We start from the raw sequence: 17538 nt of genomic DNA, 5'->3' as shown, positions 1-17538 counted from the left end.
GCAGCGGGAACGCGATGATCACGGGCGCGTCGTCGCACCGGCTCCGGAGTGGCCTCCCGGCCCTGTCGCGGGGTCGAGGAACCGACCCAGGACCAGGACGAGCAGGCCCGCCACCACCACGCTGAGCAGCGCCACCCGGAGCCCGGCGGCGTCGGCGGCGAAGCCGACGAGGGTGGGAGAGACCAGGAAGCCGATGCGCAGCAGCCAGCTGACGACGGTCAAGCCCGCACCGGGCGGCAGTCCGGGCAGTTCGTCCGCGGTGTGCATCACGGCCGGGACGAGGGTGGCCACGCCCAGCCCGGCCAGGGCGAACCCGATCAGGGTGCCCGGGACGGAGGGCCAGGCCAGAGCGGCTCCCATGCCGGCGGCGGTGAACCCACCACCAGCCAGCGCCACGCGGCGCTGACCGAAACGGTCCACGACCCGGTCCCCGGTGAGCCGGCCGATGGTCTGCGCCGCCTGCAGGGACACGAAGGCGAGACCACCCACGGCGGCACCGGCACCCAGTTCCCCCCGCAGGTACAGCGCACCCCAGGAGGAACCGGCGTCCTCCACGAGGGCGCCGCTGGCGGCCAGCGCGCCCAGCACGGCGAGCAGCACGGCAGTGCGCACGCCCGCGCGCCCCCACCGCCGACCCGGACGCCTGGCCGAGCGGCCTCGGGCCGGGTCGTCCGCAGCGGCGCCGCTGTCCTGGGTCCCTGTTCGCGTGCCGGCCCCCGTTCCGTCCACCTGCTGCGGCCCGGTGCGTTCGGAGTCCTCGGGACCGGGCAGCAGGGAGCGGCGGGCGACGAGTGCGACGAGGCCGAACACCAGGGCGGAGACACCCAGGTGCAGCCCCAGTGGTACGCCCGCCCCCGCCGCGGCGGCACCGAGCAGGCCACCGACGACGGCGCCGACGCTCCAGAGGCCGTGGAAGGCGTTGACGATGGAACGTCCGTACAAGCGCTGCACCCGGAAGCCGTGGGCGTTCTGCGCGACGTCGACGACGGCGTCCAGGGCTCCGATCACCAGCATCACGGCGGCGAGGACGAGCCAGGCGCTCGAGAGCGGCACGACCGCCACGGCGGCGGCGAGCACCATCAGCCCCAGGGCTCCGACCGTGGCCGATCCCCAGCGCTGGATGAAGGCCGACGCCAGCAACCCCGCCAGCAGCGCCCCCAGGGGCATGGCGGCGATGGCGGTGCCCAGCGCGGCGTTGGACAGGTCCAGCCGGTCCTTGATCTCCGGCAGGCGGGGGACGAGGTTGGCGTAGAGGACGGCGTTGGTGAAGAACAGCGCGGACACCCCCGCGCGGGCGCGGGCGGCCCGGACGGGGACTGGAGAGGGGGCGAGAGCCATCGGCGGTGCAACTCCTGGGGAAGTGGTCGGAACCAGGTGGTCGGGGTCAGCCCCGGTCGGCGGTCAGCACCGCGTGGACGCACCCGTGCTCGAGGTGCGAGCAGCGGTGCGTCGTGGTCCTCGGGCGAGCCGGCTCGCGGCGTCGTTGCGTTGGTAACCCAGGCGTCGAACGACCTCGCGCACGTGGCGGCGGGTGCTCTCGCGCACGGCCGGGTGGTCGCTGAGCACCCGCGAGACGGTCTGCGGCGAGACCCCGGCGACGCGGGCGACGTCGTGCATGGTCACCGGGGCAGCGGGGGACGGCGGGGAGGGGGACTCGTCCACGGGGTGCATCACCTTCCGGAGTCGTGGGGTTGGGGCAGCGGGGCAGGTCGACCCCCGCCTGGAGCGATCGCCGGAGCCGGCGGTGAGCAGTGGAGCCTGCGGTGAGCAGCGCTCCGCAGCCGGGCCCGTCCCGCATCTTCGATCACCGTACATGACCATTCGATCGTTGGTCAGGTACTCTACGCTCATGAACGTCGAACTCCGCCACAAGGAGATCCTCGAAGCCCTCCACCGCTCCGGGCGGGTGGAGGTCCCCGAGCTCGCCGAGCGCCTGGACATCTCCGCGATCACCATCCGCCGCGACCTGGACCACCTCGCCTCCGTCGGGGCCTTGCGCCGGGTCCGCGGCGGCGCCGTCACCACCGTCCTGCGCGGCGAAGGCCTGCCCTTCGACGTGCGCGCCGCCGACGAGGCACCCCTCAAGACGCGCCTGGCCACGACCGCCGCCGGCCTCATCGCCGACGGGGAGGCGGTGGTCATCGACTCCGGCACCACCGGAGCCGCGGCCGCCGCCGCCCTGGCCTCCCGCCGCATCCACGCCATGCCCCTGTCGGTGCAAGCGATCGCCGCCCTGACCGCCGGCCCCGGCGTGGACCTGATCCTGCCCGGCGGATCGGTCCGCAAGCCCGAGGGAACCCTGGTCGGCCCCGCCACCGAACGGTCCATCGCCGCGCTGCGCTTCGACACTGCGGTCATGACCTGCTGCGCAGCCTCACCCGAGGCGGGGGTGATGGCCTACGACCTCGGTGACGCCGCGGTGAAGCAGGCCATCCGGGCCGCCTCCGCCCGCACCATCCTCATCGCCGAAGGCGCGAAGTTCACCCGCAGCGCCCTGGCCGTCGTCTGCCCGCTGGAGGACGTCGACGTCCTCATCACCGACGACTCCGCACCGACGGCCGTCCTGGAACGCCTCAGCGCCTCCGGAGTCCACATCGAGGTCTGCTGAGAACTCCAGCACGCGGCCGCGGCGCACCCCCGCGCCCCTCGTGCGAACCCGAGGTTCTCCAGCGCCGCGCAGCGGGCGGAGTCCAACGCCGGATCGCCGCAGCCCGGCCGCCCACCCACGACGTGGGGTCGGACGGTCGACGGGCCACCGGTCGCGCCGTCGTCCCGCTGGGGCCGGTGTCACCCGAACGCTGATCGTGACGGCCCCCGCTCCCCTCACCCACTGGCCCGCAGGGAGCAGCCGACGCATCCGCGCCGTCGACAGCGCGGCGGAACCCGGCGCCAACGCCGGGAGGGTTTCACCGCTCCGGGGCCACCGGTTCGGCCGCTGCACGAGCCAGGACCCGTACCGCGTGCGCCGCCTCAGCGGCCGCCAGTTCCCCCTCGTCGGGGAAACCGCGCAGGTCGACGGGGTAGCCGCGGGTGACACCGGAGCTCGACAGCTGGGAGAAACCGTTCACCACGGCACTGAAGCTGCGCAGCAGGGGGTTGGCCGCCCGAACATCGCCGGTGATCGTCATCGCCGGTGACAGCAGCAGGTCGAACAGCGTCCGCGTCACCTCGCGGCGCTCCTCGTCGGGGATCTCGTGCAGCTCGTCGGCGAGGATCAGCTCGAAGGCGGCTCCGTGCGTTCGCTGGAAGCGGACGTAGACCCGGGCGAGGGTGGCCAGCTGGTCGACGGCGTCAGCGACGGGGTCGGACGTGCGCCGACCGCCGGTGGCTCCCGCCTCCTCGCCGCGGCTGCCCGTGAGCGCACCGGTGGGGTCACCGGCGCAGCGCGACTGCTCCAGCGCCGCCTGCATCTCGGCGCGCAGGTGACGTCCGGCATCGGTGGCCGCCGCGGACAGCAGCGCGGCGCGGCCGTCGAAGTGGCGGTACGGAGCGGCTGCGCTGACGCCCGCGCGTCGGGCGGCCTCGGCCACCGAGAGCCCGGCCACCCCCTTCTCGGCCACGAGTTCACGGGCGGCGGCCACCAGGGCGGCTCGCAGGTCGCCGTGGTGGTAGGTGCTTCGTGGATTCACCGCGCTCCCCTCACCGGCCGCACCCGCGGCTGCGTTGACATGATGTTAGAGGCGTCTTACATTGGTGTCCAGCCGGTGAACCTCCTCCCCCGTTCGAGAGGCCCGTCCCGGCTTCCGGAACCTCCCACGATGCCGGCGACGCGGACGAACCGCCCGCGACCACCCCGTCGTGCACCTCAGAAGATCCCGCCCACGACAGGAGCGACCCACGTGCCCACGCACATCCCCACCACCACGCTGAACAACGGCGTGCAGATGCCCGTCCTCGGCTTCGGCGTCTTCCAGGTGCCCGCGGAGGAGGCCGAGCGCGTCGTCACCGACGCGCTGGCCGCCGGCTACCGCCACCTCGACACCGCCGCCGCCTACGAGAACGAGGCCGGCGTCGGACGCGCCATCGCCGCCAGCGGCATCCCCCGCGAGGAGCTGTTCGTCACCACCAAGCTGTGGATCCAGGACGCCGGCGAGCAGGCGGCTCCCGCGGCCTTCGACCGGTCCCTGCAGCGCCTGGGTCTGGACTACCTGGACCTGTACCTGATCCACCAGCCCTACGGGGACTACTACGGTTCCTGGCGGGCGATGGAGGAGCTGAACCGCACCGGCCGCGCCCGAGCCATCGGGGTGTCGAACTTCCACCCCGACCGCCTCGTCGACCTCATCGACCACACCGAGGTCGTCCCGGCGGTCAACCAGATCGAGACCCACCCCTTCTTCCAGCGCGGCACCGACCACGACGTCATGCGTCAACGCGGGGTGCAGCACGAGTCCTGGGGACCGCTCGGTCAGGGCCGCGACGACCTGCTCACCTACCCCCTCCTCACCGAGCTGGCCACCGCCCACGGCAAGACCGTCGCCCAGGTGGTGCTGCGCTGGCTCCTCCAGCGCGACACCGTCGTCATCCCCAAGTCCTCCCGCCCGCAGCGGATGGCGGAGAACCTCGACGTCTTCGACTTCTCCCTCACCGAGCAGGAGATGACCCGCATCGCCTCCCTGGACACCGGCGTCAGTGCCGTCTTCGACCACCGCGACCCCGCCAGCGTCGCTGCCTTCGGCACCGTCCGCTTCGACACCTGATCCCCGTCCCATCCCCGCGGTGACGCCGTGATCGCGACCCCACCCCCCTCGGAAGGACCTGCGCCGCATGAGCCACACGCCGTCCACCAGCACTCCCACTCCCGCTCTCACGCTCAACAACGGCGTGACGATGCCCGCCCTCGGGCTCGGCGTGTTCCAGAGCGAGCCGGAGGAGACCACGGACGCCGTCGAGGCCGCACTGGCCACCGGCTACCGCCACATCGACACCGCCGCCGGCTACGGGAACGAGCGGGAGGTCGGCGAAGGCGTCCGCCGTTCGGGGCTCGAGCGCAGCGAGGTGTTCCTCGAGACGAAGGTCTGGGTCAGCGACTACGGCTACGAGCAGACCCTGCACGCCTTCACCAAGAGCGCCGCCAAGCTCGGCGTCGAACAGATCGACCTGCTCATCCTGCACCAGCCCATGCCCCAGCACTTCGAACGCACCCGAGCGGCCTACCGCGCCCTGGAACGGTTGCTCACCGACGGCGCCGTCCGCGCCATCGGGGTCAGCAACTTCCTCCCCCACCACCTCACCGGCCTGCTCGAGCAGGCCGAGGTCGTGCCCGCGGTCAACCAGGTCGAACTGCACCCCTACTTCACCCAACCCGACGTGCAGGCCGCCAACGCCGCCCACGGGATCCTCACCCAGGCGTGGTCACCGATCGGCGGCATCACCTTCTACCCCGGCTGGGGCGAGAACCGCACCAGCGCCCTGGCTGACCCCACCATCGCCGCCATCGCCGCCGCCCACGGCAAGACGCCGGCGCAGGTCATGCTGCGTTGGCACCTGCAGCAGGGCCGCTCAGCCATCCCCAAGTCCACCAAGCCCACCCGCATCGCCGAGAACTTCGCGGTCCACGGCTTCACCCTCGACGACGACGAACTCGCCCGGCTGGACTCCTTGGACACCGGCCGCCGCGGCGGTCCCGACCCCGACGCCGTGGACCCCTCCACCTGGGACCTCACCATCCCCGACGCCTGATCCCACCAACCCGTCGGCGGGACGTTCACAGGGCGTCGAGGGGCGTCCACGGGGCGTTGAGGGGCGTTGAGGGGCGTTGGCGGTCAGCACGTGCTCTGCGTCCCCCGACCGTGGCTCCCCACCACCGCAGGACACCGCCCGAAGACCTCTTCCGGAGCGGGCTTGACCCTACGACCGACTCGGCCAGAACAGAATTTGCGGTGATGACCAGGTCCGGTGGGAAGGCAAGGGGAAGGCCACGACGACTCTGGAGCCGGGCGATCAGTGCGGGGCGAGGTGAGCGTGGCCCTTCCCTCGACATGGTCGGACCCGGCAATGGGTTCTCGAGGCGAAGGGTTCTACCGCTGCTCCTGGCTGACCGACTGATCCTGCTGCCCACGTCGCTACCCAGCTCGCCGTCGCCACCTACGAGATCCTCATCGCCGGACAAGGCACCCGCCTGTCAGACCGCGCCGTCCTCACCACCCATCAGCCAGCGCCCACGCCCACGCCCACGCCCACACCCACGCCCACACCCCAGACAAGAACACCTATCGCTGAGACCGCCGAGCACTGCACGGCTCTCATCCGTCGCTACGGAACCGCTGCCACGGGATCCGCTGTCGTAGCTCGGGTCCAATAGATGGGGTTTTGACACCCGTGCCGACCGGAACCCGCTCAACCGCTGCTGACGAACGTGAGATCACGGCGCGTGGTAGCGCGGTAGCAGGTTGGCGTCATGCCGTGCTGGGCACGGAACTGCCGGTTGAAGTTGGACAGGTTGACGTACCCGACCGCCGTCGCCACCGCCGCTACCGGTTCTGCCGTCTGCATCAGCAGCTTGGCCGCATGAGCCATACGCAGCTTGCGCACTACGTCGGTGAAGGTCATGCCCGTGGCGCGTTTGAAGCAGCGGGAGAAGGCTGACTCACTCATGCCCGCCCTCGCGGCCGCCGTTGAGAGGCGCACCACGCCGGTGAGGTTGTCCACCACATAGGTCAGTGCCGCGCTGACGACGTCTGCGGCAGCGGGATCGCTCACTGGCCCCCGCCAGGCCCCGCCGAGGGTACGGCGTTCTTGCTCGGGGGCGCTGGCCATCACGTCGAAGAGGGCGAAGATGTGCTGCAGACGCCGCGCTCCGCTGGTGGATCCGATGAGTTCCAGTTGCTCTGCGCCGATCCGGGCCGAGCGGCCGAGGAATTCGATGCCGCCGGCTGCTGCCGTCCACAGCGGGGTCAGCGCAAGCAGCTCGGGCAGGAGCTGCTCACAGCCGCGCAGCCAGTCACCGTGGAACTGGAAGACCACGTCACGTCCAGGGATCCGCTGCCCCGGCTCGAGGTCGCTGATCCAGTCGTGCGGCACATGTGGTCCCACCAGCGCGAGGTGCCCGGCACTGAAGAGGCCGATGTCGTCGCCGACGATGTAGCGCCCGGTGCCGTCGCGGATCAGGTGCACCTCGTACTCGGGGTGGTGGTTCCAGCGCGCGAAGGGGCTGGGGTAGTCATGTACGTGCCAGCGCGCTGAGCGGCCCGGCTCAGCGGGCACCACCTCCCGCACCGCCCGTGCCGGCACGCTCCGTGCACCAGGCGCAGCGCGCGCCCGGGACTCCGCAGGCACGGCTACCGAGTCCATGATCATCCTTTCCTGCGCACAGGTGCCGCCGGTATCGGGCCGCCACCGCGACGAGGTGCAAGAAAGTATCAGAATCGAGCTGCTGCGGCGCTAGCAGCGCATCGGCACCCGACCTAGCGTGGACACCGGTCAGCGGTGAGGCACCGCCGCACGACGCGGTGAGCTAGGCGCACGACAGGAGTAGGGCAGCGGGCGGGGGTTGAAGAGCTCGGGCGCGGTGGCCTGGACATGGCGAAGGAGCTGAGCAATGCGGTTGTGGGACCGGTTCGACCTCAACGGTCGGGTGGCGGTGGTCACCACCAGCCCCGGCGGCCTCGGCGCTGGCCTGGCGCTGGGACTGGCTCTAGCCGGCGCGCACATCGTCCTCGTGGGTCCTGACGCCGAAGACGGTGCGTACGAGGCAGCCAAGGTGCACGCGGAGGGCGGTCAGATGCTCTTCGTACACGCCGACACCACCGACCCGCTGCAGGTGGAAGACGTCCTGGCAGCAGCTCTAGCAGGCTTCGGGCGAGTGGACATCCTCGTCAACGGCGCCGGCGCCGCCGCACCCGGCGCCGCGGTCGACCTGCCCCAGCAAGCGTGGCACCGGGTGATGGACGTGAACCTCCACGCGTCGTGGAACTGCTGCCGGACCCTTGGACGCCACTTCCTCGCTCAGGGCGGCGGCGTCATCGTCAACGTCGGCGCCCTGGCCGGAGTAGTAGCCGGTCGTCCACACTTCGACGCCGCAGCGGCCGCCTCCAACGCTGCCGTGCACCACCTCACCCGCAGTCTGGCCGGGGAATGGGCTGCGTACGGGGTCCGGGTCAACGCCTTGGCCCCGGGCTACATCGCCACCGACGACTCCCCCAGCGCCGATCCCCGCACCCGCCGCCACATCGTCGAAGACACCCCCATGGAGCGCATCAGCACCGTGGAGGAGATCGCCCCGGCCGTCGTCTTCCTCGCCAGTGACGCGTCCTCCTTCATCACCGGCACCGTCCTGGTCGCCGACGGCGGCTACAGCACCTGCTGACACGGACTCCCGCCGATGCCGCACTCCTGCTGACTGCACAACACGAGCTCGTCCCCCACGCACCGAAGCAGCCTGTTCTCCCTGTCCGTCACCACCCACTGGAGCCGATCGTGAACCTCAGCGCCGTCCTGCAGGCCCCGCACCAGCTCGTCATCGAAGATCGCGACACCCCCCGCCCGGGGAGACACGACGTGCTGGTGCGCGTGGAAGCGGTGGGCATCTGCGGCTCCGACGTGCACTACTACGAGCACGGGCGCATCGGCTCCTACGTGGTGCGAGCGCCCATGGTCATCGGTCACGAAGCCGCCGGCACCATCGTGGCCGTCGGCGACGGCGTCGATGCCTCCCGCGTGGGTCAGCGGGTCGCGCTGGAGCCGGGCGTGCCCGACCGCACCTGCGAGCAGTGCCTGGCGGGGCGCTACAACCTCTGCCCGAACGTGGTCTTCTTCGCCACCCCACCCGTGGACGGCGCGATCGCCCAGCTGGTGACGATCGACGCCGCTTTCGCCCACCCGGCACCGGAGCAGTTGAGCCCGGAACAGGCCGCGATGGCCGAGCCCGTCTCGGTGGGGGTGTGGGCAGCGCGCCGTGCCCGCATCGCCCCCGGGGACCGGGTCCTGGTCACCGGCGCGGGGCCGATCGGCCTGTTGGCGGCGCAGGTGGCGCTGGCGTTCGGCGCCGACAGCGTCACCGTCACCGACGTCAGCGACTTCCGCCTGAAGGTCGCCCGCGAGCTGGGCTTGCGGGCTCAGGCGGCCACGCAGGAGCTGACGGGGTCTTTCGACGTGCTGCTGGAGTGCTCGGGCGCGCCCGCCGCCTGGCGCAGCGGCCTGGGTGCCCTGGCTCCCGCTGCGCGCGCGGTGCTCGTGGGCATGGGGGCGGATGAGCTCCCGATCGATGTGCCCCTGGTGCAGGGACGGGAGATCACCATCACCGGGATCTTCCGTTACGCCGGGACGTATCCCACCGCGCTGTCGCTGATCGCTTCGGGCCGGGTCAGCACGGAGGCGATCATCACCCACCGCTTCCCCCTGGCCCAGGCTGAGGACGCTCTCACCGTGGGGCGGCGGGAGGACCGCTCCCTCAAGGCCGTCGTCCTCCCCCAGCAGTGACACCGCCACCGCAGGGTGCCGGAGCGGGTCACGGCATCACGGTGACCTCTGCGACGGTGACCTCCACGGCGTCGTCCTCCAGCAACTCCAGCTGCTCGCGAGAGGCGTCGTAGGTGCCCAGGTGCAGGGTGTCGTCGGCATAGTCGATGCCGGTGGCGTCGTAGTAGAAGCCCAGGTTCCCCCAGGGCGTGAAGTAGATGAGGTCGCCGTCCTCGGGGTCCGAGCCCGGGGTCCCGGCGTGCTCCAGCTCCCGGGGGAGGTAGCTGATCTTCTCCCGCCGGGAGAGGTCCTCCACCGCGAGCGTCGTCGGCAGCATCGAGAGGAAGTCCCGGGTGGCGGGGCTGTCTTCGCCGATCGTCACGTCGACGCTCGTGCGCGAGGAGGTGAACCGGACCACCGTCCCGACCACGCGGGGGCCGGCGGGGTCGGCCTCTGCGGGGGTCCCCGTCGACGCGGGGGCTCCCCCGGTCCCCGACGAGGCCGCAGACGGGGACCGCGGCGAGGACCGCGGCGGGGACGTCGTCGCACCCGGGGGGTCAGCGCGCTCCTGCGCGGCGCAGGAGACCGAGGCCGCGGTGGTGAGCAGCGTCGCCACGGCGATCCTCCATCGGCGGATTCTCATCGTGGGTACCTCAGCGCAGGGTTCGCATGTCGAGCACGTAGCGGTAGCGGGCGTGCCTGTCCACGACCCGCGGCCACAGCGACCCCACCTGCTGCGCGGGCACCACCTCGACCTGCGGGCGGACGCCGTGCTCGACGGCGAAGGCCAACAGCTCCCGCAGTTCGCGGATGCTCCCGGTGTTGGCCCCGGCGATCGCGTTCTGCTGCAGCACCAGCGACATGTTGGCGAACTCGTTGGGCTGGGTACCCAGACCGACCCCGACCCGGCACAGGGTCGCACCCCGCCGCAGCAGCTGGACGTAGGGGTCCAGGGCGTGGGCGTAGGGAACGGTGTCGATGACGAAGTCCAGGCTGCGGGCGTTGGCGGCCATCAGAGCGGGGTCCTCACCCACCACGACCTGCGACGCGCCGAAGCGCAGGGCGTCGGGAACCTTGTCCGGGCTGGTGGTGAAGGCGACGACCTCCGCGCCCAGGGCGCGGGCCAGCTGCACCGCGAGGTGCCCCAGGCCCCCGATGCCCGCGACCCCGACCCGCGAGCCGCGCCGCACGCCCCAGTAGCGCAGCGGGGTGTAGACGGTCAGCGCCGCGCACAGCAGCGGACCGGCCTCTTCCAGGGCGATCTCGTCGGGGATCGCCACGACGTAGTCCTCGTCGACGACGATGGCGGTGGAGTACCCGCCCTGCGGGTACCCGCCGGGGTAGTCGGCCGGGTCGGCGTAGTCCGGCAACGCGTTGGCGTAGGTCTGCACGTTGGTGTTCAGGCAGTACTGCTCGAAACCGGACCGGCACTGCTCGCAGCTCCGGCAGGAGTCCACGAACGTCCCCACCCCGACGCGGTCACCGACGCGGAAACCCGTCACCGAGGCCCCGACGGCGCTGACGACCCCGGCGATCTCGTGGCCGGTGACCAGCGGGTAGCGCACCGGTCCCCAGTCCCCGCGGCCGGTGTGGACGTCGGAGTGGCACACCCCGGAGAACTGCACGTCGACCTGGACGTCGCGGGCTCCAACCGCGCGGCGTCGGAAGGGATAGCGGCGCAGGTCGTCGGTGGCGTCGAAGCTGGCCATGCCCACCACGTCCAGCGCGCCACCGGCCGCCGGGGAACCCCCGCCGGCGGCGGACGGGGTCGCAGCAGCCCCGGTCGCGGCGGAGGTGACGACCGCACCGGCGGCCAGGGCGGTTCCCGCCGCCCCGCGCAGCACCCCCCGCCGCCCGACCGGTTCGTCGCCGAGCCACCTGTGCGCCATGTCGTCCACCCTTCGTCGCCGATCGATCTCGAACGTCTCGGCCCCGCCGAGACGGGCCTGCGAGCACTGGACACCACGAGCGAGGTCGCGTGGGAGTCCCTGCCCGTACACCCCTCAGCAGGGCACCCCGGTGATCCCCTGCTCCCCGCGTCGGAGGACCCGGCCCCCGGTTCCCACCGGTTCCGTCGGGGGCGTCCCACTGGCGGGGTCCCGCGTCGTCGATGTCGACGAGCGCCAGCTCCGCTCCCGCGCGGGCGGGAGCCGCAGCGGTGGCGCCTCCGGTGTCGTCGGTCGCGCCGGTGAGGCGGGAGAGGTACCCCGGGCGGGTTCTCCCCCGCCGAACACCCGTCGACGAGGCCGGCGAGCGCTCGACGAGTCACCTGCGAAGCACCGCGCGGTGGCCTTCGCACGTCACCCCGCGCCACCGCGCGGCGCGGGGTGGCGACGTGGTCCCAGGTGCGTTTCCTGCGGCAGCGGCTACTGCTGCGCCTGGAATCCCGTCGACTGGGCCGCGTGGTAGACGGCGTCGGGAACCGGTTCCAGCCAGGTCACCGGGCTCGAACCGCCGGCCCCGTCGTCGGCGGACTCCTGGATCGCCAGGTGCGCGGCGAAGGCGTCCGCGCTCGCCCCGTGCCAGTGCTCCTCACCGGGCGGGCACACGATCGTGTCGCCCGCCCGAGCGCGCAGCACGTTCCCGTCACGGGTGCTGACCAGGGCGACGCCTTCGGTGACGTGCAGGACCTGGCCGAGGGGGTGGACGTGCCAGTGGGTGCGGGCGCCCGGGGTGAAGCGGACCAGGGCCACGCTGAGGCGGGAAGGGGGCCCGCCCGCACCGAGGGGGGTCATGTAGACGTCCCCCGTGAACGTGGCGGTCAGCTGCTGCGTCGGGTTCAGGCTCGTGAGCTGCACGGTGTTCCTCTCCGTCGGGTGCTCGGTGCGGGGGTCACGGACGCAGCAGGACCTTGGTGGCGCGGCGCTCGTCCATCGCCCGGTACCCCTCGGCGGCCTCGTCCAAGGGCAGTTCGAGGTCGAAGACCTTGCCCGGGTCGATGCGGCGGGTCCAGATGAGGTCGATCAGCTCGGGCAGGAAGCGGCGCACCGGCGCCGGGCCACCGTGCAGGTGCACGTGGGTCATGAAGATGTCCTCACCCGTGATGGCCACGTCGTGTAGGACCCCGACGAAACCGACGTGCCCGCCGGGGCGGGTGGACCCGATGGCCTGGTGCATGGACTCGTGGGTGCCGACGGCCTCGACGACGGAGTGCGCACCGAGGCCGCCGGTGAGCTCCTTGAGCTTGGCGATCCCCTCGTCACCGCGCTCCTCGATGACGTCGGTGGCGCCGAACTCCCGGCCCAGCGCCTGACGGTCGGCGTGACGGCTGAACAGGACGATCTTTTCGGCTCCGAGCTGCTTCGCGGCCAGCACCGCGGACAGGCCCACGGCTCCGTCACCGACGACGGCGACGGTCTTGCCGGGGCCGGCTTCGGCGGCCACGGCTCCGAACCAGCCGGTACCCAGGACGTCGGAGGCGGCCAGCAGGCTGGGGATCAGGTCGGCGTCGGGCATCGCGGGGGTGGCGACGAGGGTGCCGTCGGCCAGGGGCACGCGCATCCGCTCGGCCTGGGCGCCGCCGCCGGTGCCCAGCACCTCGCGGTGCAGGCAGCTGGTCTGGTAGCCCGCGCGGCAGATCTCGCAGGTGTTGTCGGAGGCGAAGAAGGAACCGACGACGAAGTCACCGACCTCGATGTCGTGGACGTCGGCACCGATCTCCTCGACCACCCCGGCGTACTCGTGGCCCATGGGCAGCGGTTCGCTCACCTCGTCGGCGCCGCGGTAGGGCCACAGGTCGGATCCGCAGATGCAGGTCGCGGCCAGGCGGATGATCGCGTCGGTGGGCTTCTGGATCCTCGGCTCGGGACGATCCTCGACACGGACGTCACGGGGGGCGTGCATCACGACAGCGCGCACAGGGTTGCTCCTCACACAGACAGGTGGCTACCGGTAGCGGGTGACTGCCGGTAGGTGGACCACGCGGGACGGCCCCCGCCAGGCAGGACGAGCTGGCCGGTCCGGCGCACCGAGGTGGTGCGTCACCGGTATTCAACGCCCCCGCAAAGGCGTCGGCTGCCTGCCAGCGGTGCCCTGTCGAGGGGTGTACCGCCGGTACACCTCACGGCAGTGACTCCTCATGCCTGCACGGGGCGTTTAGCGTGGCCGTCATGGACAACCGCGCCGAGGTCCGGGACTTCCTCACCACCCGCCGCGCCAAGCTCACCCCCGCCGAGGCGGGACTGCCCGACGTGGGACCGCGCCGGGTCCCCGGGCTGCGCCGCGCGGAGGCCGCCGCCCTGGCCGGCATCAGCGTGGAGTACTACGCCAAGCTCGAGCGCGGGGCGCTGGCCGGGGTCTCCGCCTCGGTGCTGGAGTCCCTGGCCCGAGCCTTTCGCCTCGACGACGCCGAGCGCACCCACCTCTTCGACCTGGCCAGCGCCGCCGACGGGACCAGTGCCCTGGCCCGTCCGCGGCGGCGCTCGACGTCGAGGTGGAGTGCCCGCCCGGGTCTGCAGTGGGCGCTGGACGCGTTCACCGCCGGCCCGGCGATCGTGCGCAACGGGCGGATGGACCTGCTGGCGACCAACACCCTGGGCTGGGCGATGCACTCCAGCCTGTACGCCTCCCTCGACGCCGCCGGCGGGGGGACCCACCCCAACTTCGCGCGCTACACCTTCCTCGACGCCGACGCCCGGCGCTTCTACCCCGACTGGGCGACCGCCGCGGCGACCTGCGTCTCGATCCTGCGCACCGAGGCCGGCCGGGATCCGCACGACAAGGTCATGCACGACCTCGTCGGTGAACTCTCCACCCGCAGCGAGGAGTTCCGCGCCCTGTGGAGCTCGCACGACGTGCGCCTGCACGGCGCGGGGACCAAGCGCTTCCACCACACCGCGGTCGGTGAGCTCGACCTGGCCTACGAGTCGCTGGAGATGGTCGCCGAACCCGGGCTGACGCTGACCCTGTACGCCGCGGAACCGGCGAGCCCCACCGCGCAGGCGCTGGACCTGCTGGCGACCTGGGCCGCCACGGAACGCCTCACCCACGATGCCTCCTCAAGGGTCGATCGAAGCTCTACCCCGTGACGACCCGTCCCCCGTCCGCGACCGCGACCCGGAGGGCGCCGGCCGGAAACGAGGTGCAGGCGCTCGAGCAGCACTACCCCCTGTCGCCCAGCTGGTTCAGCTGACCACCCCGGCCAGCTCCAGCAGCGCGTCCAGCGCTGCCGACGCCGGCCACCAGGAAGACCGCGTAGGAAGACCTCAATGCACTCCACCAGCTCCCCGGTGCAGGACCCCACCAGCACCGACCCCCAGCGCATGCCGTGGCTCAGCCTGGTCCTGCTGACCGCCATGGGCTTCATCCTCGTCACGATGGAGACCATGCCCGCCGGGCTGCTGTCCGCTATCGCGGGCGGACTCCGTACGAGCGAGTCGACCGTCGGGCTGCTGATCAGCGCCTACGCGTTGGGCACGATCGTCGTCACGGTCCCCGCCATCACCCTGACCCGCGGGCTCCGGCGCAAGCCCCTGCTCCTCACCACCATCGCCGGACTGGTCGCGGCGAACGCGGTCACCGCCGTCTCCACGGACGTGGCCCTCTCCCTCGCCTCCCGCGTCGTCGCCGGGGCCTGCTCCGGGATCGTCTGGGGGATGTTCGCCGCCTACGCGCGCAGGATCAGCCCACCCTCGCGCGCCGGGCTGTCGCTGGCGGTGGTGTCGGTGGGAGCTCCCCTCGGCTTCGCGTTCGGCACCCCGCTCGGGTCCGCCCTCGGTACCGCCTTCGACTGGCGCTGGTCCTTCGGCGGGCTCAGCGTCCTGGGACTGGTGGTCCTCGTGCTGATCGTCGTGTTCGTCCCGGACGCGGCCGGTCAGCCGGCGCAGTCGCGCCTGCCGCTGCACCGGGTGATCCGGATGCCGGGCATCGGCATCGTGCTGGCCGTGATCGCGGCGTGGATGCTGGCCCACAACACGATCTACACCTACATCGAGCCCTACCTGCGCGACTCCGGGAGCGGGATCCGCCCCGACGTCATGCTGCTGGTGTACGGGGTGGCCTCCATCGCCGGGGTGGTCCTCACCGGCGCGGTCATCGACCGTCACCCCCGCCTGCTGCTGCACACCAGTGTGCTGGTCTTCGTCGTGGCCGCCGTCCTGCTCCTGGCCGCGCACGCGTCGACGGTGACCGTCCTTGTCGCCGCTGTGCTGTGGGGACTCGGCTTCGGAGGTGCCTCCACCCAGCTGCAGACCGCGCTGACCGTCGCCGGCGGTGACAACGCCGACGTCGCCAGCGCCTTCCTCCCCGTGGCGTTCAACGTCGCCATCTTCGCCGCCGGTGTGCTCGGCGGCCTGCTCGTGCGGCACTCGGACGGCCTGGTGCTGGCCGTGAGCATGATCGCGCTCGGGGTCGTCGCCTTCCTGCTGACCCTGCGAGGACGACGTACGGCGTTCCCTCGACGCTGGTGAGTTCGACCGCGCCTGGCGATCAGGACCCACCCGGACCCGGGACGGGCGACCGCTCGACCGCTCGGCGGGGGTTCCTCAGCTGGTCGCCGGGACGCTGACGTGGTGAGCACCCGGGGGGAGTTCCTGTTCCGGGTGACCGGGTCCTCTCCGCGCTCACGCTCAGCGAGCCCTGACCTCCCCCGGTCTCCTAGGCTCGCCCCACGACGTCGACGCCCCAGCGTCCCCGCGCCCACCCACCGCATCCCCCAGAGGTCGACCTGAGCACCACCGGTTCCCACCACTCCCACGACGACGCACCTCACGCGCCACCGCTCGTCCCGCCCACCCCCCGCACGGGCGAGGAGCCCCTCGGCGACGGCCCGCACGCTCGCACCGTCCTGGCCATCGCCTCCCTGGGCTTCTTCCTGATCACCCTGGACATCTCCATCGTCAACGTCGCCCTCTCCACCATCGGCGACGAACTCGGCGGGGGGACCGCCACCCAGCAGTGGGTCATCGACTCCTACACCCTGCTCTTCGCCGCCCTGCTGCTCTTCGCCGGCACCCTGGCCGACCGCATCGGCGCCAAGAAGGCCCTCGCCCTGGGCATCGCCGCCTTCACGCTCACCTCCGCCGCCTGCGCCGCATCCCCCACCGCCGCGACGCTCATCACCGCCCGCGCCGCCCAGGGTGCCGCCGCGGCCGTGATGCTGCCCGCCTCGATGGCGCTGGTCCGCGAAGCCTTCCCCGACGCGGCGCGGCGCGCGCGGGCGCTGGGGGTGTGGGCCGTCGGCGGCGCCGTCTCCGCGCTGGTGGGCCAGCCGCTGGGGGGACTGGCCACCAGCATCGACTGGCGCTGGGTCTTCAGCATCAACGTCCCCGTCGGTGCCGCCATGCTGCTGGCCCTGCTCGCGGTGGCGCCCTCCCCGACCCGCCCGGCACGCTTCGACGCCGCGGGGCAGGTCCTGTCCGTCCTCGGTCTGTCCGCGCTGGTCTACGGCCTCATCGAGGGCGGGCACGCCGGGTTCGGCGCCGGCCCCGTCGTCGCGGCCCTGGCCGTGGCCGCCGCGGCGCTCGCCGCCTTCGTGGCCGTGCAGGCGCGGGGGCGGCACCCGATGATGCCGCTGAACCTCTTCCACGCTCGCGGCTTCCGCCTGGCCCTGCCGGTCGGTTTCGCCTTCATGGTCGCCAACTACGGCCACGTGTTCCTCGTCAGCCTCTTCCTGCAGCAGCAACTGGACCTCTCCCCCACCCACGCCGGGCTCGTGTTCATCCCCGCCGCGCTCTTCGCGATCGCCGGCAACCTCACCAGCGGCCCCGTCACCAACCGCTTCGGTGCCCGGGTACCGGTGGTGCTCGGGCAGTCGTGCATGGTGGTCGGGCTCCTCGCGTTGATCCCGGCGACCGCCCAGCGCTCGCCGTGGCTGGTGGCGCTGTGCTTGATCCCCATCGGGGTCGGCGGCTCGCTGGCCATGCCGTCGGTGACCAGCGTCGTCCTGGAGGGTGTGCCGTCCGAGCGGGCCGGTACCGCCAGCGCGGTGTTCAACACCTTCCGCCAGGTCGGCGGGGCGGTGGCCATCGCCGTCTTCGGCGCCCTCATCGCCGACCCGGACACCTTCACCGGAGGCCTGCGCACCAGCCTCCTCGTCGCCGCGACCCTCCTGACGGTCACCGCCGTGCTCAGCACCAGGATCCAACCGCGAGCGCACGTGGGGTGAGGGCCGCGGGGGCCCTCGTCGGGACGACCCTCGTG

General features: G+C 72.3%; 16 protein-coding genes. 8 read left to right on the top strand and 8 right to left on the bottom strand.

Annotated elements, in window-relative coordinates:
• Window positions 1-18: 18 nt before the first annotated feature.
• Complete coding sequence (locus KRAD_RS20525; RefSeq protein ID WP_012087586.1) at window positions 19-1338, bottom strand: MFS transporter; 1320 nt, start codon at window positions 1336-1338, stop codon at window positions 19-21.
• 63 nt (window positions 1339-1401) lie between these two features.
• Window positions 1402-1662 (bottom strand): LacI family DNA-binding transcriptional regulator, encoded by a 261-nt coding sequence (locus KRAD_RS20520; protein WP_203417631.1) that lies wholly within the window; start codon window positions 1660-1662, stop codon window positions 1402-1404.
• Window positions 1663-1849: 187 nt separating this feature from the next.
• Between KRAD_RS20520 and KRAD_RS20515 the strand changes: the two genes are divergently transcribed.
• A complete protein-coding gene (locus KRAD_RS20515) occupies window positions 1850-2608 on the top strand; it encodes a DeoR/GlpR family DNA-binding transcription regulator (RefSeq protein WP_012087584.1) in 759 nt (252 codons plus the stop codon).
• A gap of 298 nt (window positions 2609-2906) precedes the next feature.
• On the opposite strand, the gene KRAD_RS24655 is transcribed toward KRAD_RS20515, so the two are convergent.
• The gene (locus KRAD_RS24655) at window positions 2907-3629 is read right to left on the bottom strand and encodes a TetR/AcrR family transcriptional regulator (RefSeq protein WP_012087583.1); all 723 of its coding nucleotides are present in this window, start codon (window positions 3627-3629) and stop codon (window positions 2907-2909) included.
• A 222-nt stretch (window positions 3630-3851) separates the two neighbouring features.
• On the opposite strand from KRAD_RS24655, the gene KRAD_RS20505 reads away from it, so the two are divergent.
• Window positions 3852-4700 carry an aldo/keto reductase gene (locus tag KRAD_RS20505; protein ID WP_041293624.1) on the top strand — a complete coding sequence of 283 codons (849 nt, stop codon included), beginning with the start codon at window positions 3852-3854 and terminating at the stop codon, window positions 4698-4700.
• A gap of 67 nt (window positions 4701-4767) precedes the next feature.
• Entirely contained in the window at window positions 4768-5682 is a 915-nt protein-coding gene (locus KRAD_RS20500) for an aldo/keto reductase (protein ID WP_012087581.1), read from the top strand.
• 657 nt (window positions 5683-6339) lie between these two features.
• Here the strand turns inward: KRAD_RS20500 and KRAD_RS20495 are convergent.
• The gene (locus tag KRAD_RS20495) at window positions 6340-7218 is read right to left on the bottom strand and encodes an AraC family transcriptional regulator (RefSeq protein WP_203417629.1); all 879 of its coding nucleotides are present in this window, start codon (window positions 7216-7218) and stop codon (window positions 6340-6342) included.
• Window positions 7219-7540: 322 nt separating this feature from the next.
• Here KRAD_RS20495 and KRAD_RS20490 point away from each other — a divergent pair, with 322 nt between their 5' ends.
• Together KRAD_RS20490 and KRAD_RS20485 are read left to right on the top strand one after the other, a co-directional pair.
• Entirely contained in the window at window positions 7541-8308 is a 768-nt protein-coding gene (locus tag KRAD_RS20490; RefSeq protein WP_012087578.1) for an SDR family NAD(P)-dependent oxidoreductase, read from the top strand.
• Between the two features lie 110 nt (window positions 8309-8418).
• Window positions 8419-9420: an NAD(P)-dependent alcohol dehydrogenase gene (locus tag KRAD_RS20485; RefSeq protein ID WP_012087577.1), complete on the top strand. Its 1002-nt coding sequence runs from the start codon at window positions 8419-8421 to the stop codon at window positions 9418-9420.
• A 28-nt stretch (window positions 9421-9448) separates the two neighbouring features.
• Here KRAD_RS20485 and KRAD_RS26185 read toward each other — a convergent pair whose 3' ends face one another.
• The 4 genes from KRAD_RS26185 to KRAD_RS20465 form a co-directional block, all read right to left on the bottom strand.
• Window positions 9449-10042: a cyclophilin-like fold protein gene (locus KRAD_RS26185; protein WP_012087576.1), complete on the bottom strand. Its 594-nt coding sequence runs from the start codon at window positions 10040-10042 to the stop codon at window positions 9449-9451.
• Between the two features lie 10 nt (window positions 10043-10052).
• Complete coding sequence (locus KRAD_RS20475; protein ID WP_157873674.1) at window positions 10053-11288, bottom strand: NAD(P)-dependent alcohol dehydrogenase; 1236 nt, start codon at window positions 11286-11288, stop codon at window positions 10053-10055.
• Window positions 11289-11765: 477 nt separating this feature from the next.
• Window positions 11766-12197 carry a (R)-mandelonitrile lyase gene (locus KRAD_RS20470; protein ID WP_012087574.1) on the bottom strand — a complete coding sequence of 144 codons (432 nt, stop codon included), beginning with the start codon at window positions 12195-12197 and terminating at the stop codon, window positions 11766-11768.
• 34 nt (window positions 12198-12231) lie between these two features.
• A complete protein-coding gene (locus KRAD_RS20465; protein ID WP_012087573.1) occupies window positions 12232-13257 on the bottom strand; it encodes a zinc-dependent alcohol dehydrogenase family protein in 1026 nt (341 codons plus the stop codon).
• 251 nt (window positions 13258-13508) lie between these two features.
• Between KRAD_RS20465 and KRAD_RS20460 the strand changes: the two genes are divergently transcribed.
• The 3 genes from KRAD_RS20460 (at window position 13509) to KRAD_RS20450 (ending at window position 17503) form a co-directional block, all read left to right on the top strand.
• Window positions 13509-14426, top strand: a complete 918-nt coding sequence (locus tag KRAD_RS20460) for a helix-turn-helix transcriptional regulator (RefSeq protein WP_041293621.1) — start codon at window positions 13509-13511, stop codon at window positions 14424-14426.
• Between the two features lie 180 nt (window positions 14427-14606).
• Window positions 14607-15806 carry an MFS transporter gene (locus KRAD_RS20455; RefSeq protein WP_012087571.1) on the top strand — a complete coding sequence of 400 codons (1200 nt, stop codon included), beginning with the start codon at window positions 14607-14609 and terminating at the stop codon, window positions 15804-15806.
• Window positions 15807-16063: 257 nt separating this feature from the next.
• Window positions 16064-17503: an MFS transporter gene (locus KRAD_RS20450; protein ID WP_157873978.1), complete on the top strand. Its 1440-nt coding sequence runs from the start codon at window positions 16064-16066 to the stop codon at window positions 17501-17503.
• Window positions 17504-17538: the final 35 nt, after the last annotated feature.

The organism is Kineococcus radiotolerans SRS30216 = ATCC BAA-149 (genome assembly GCF_000017305.1).
In the GTDB taxonomy this organism is placed as follows: domain Bacteria; phylum Actinomycetota; class Actinomycetes; order Actinomycetales; family Kineococcaceae; genus Kineococcus; species Kineococcus radiotolerans.
The sequence above is the reverse complement of the archived record's forward strand: the minus strand, read 5'-3'. Positions and strand labels throughout refer to the sequence as shown.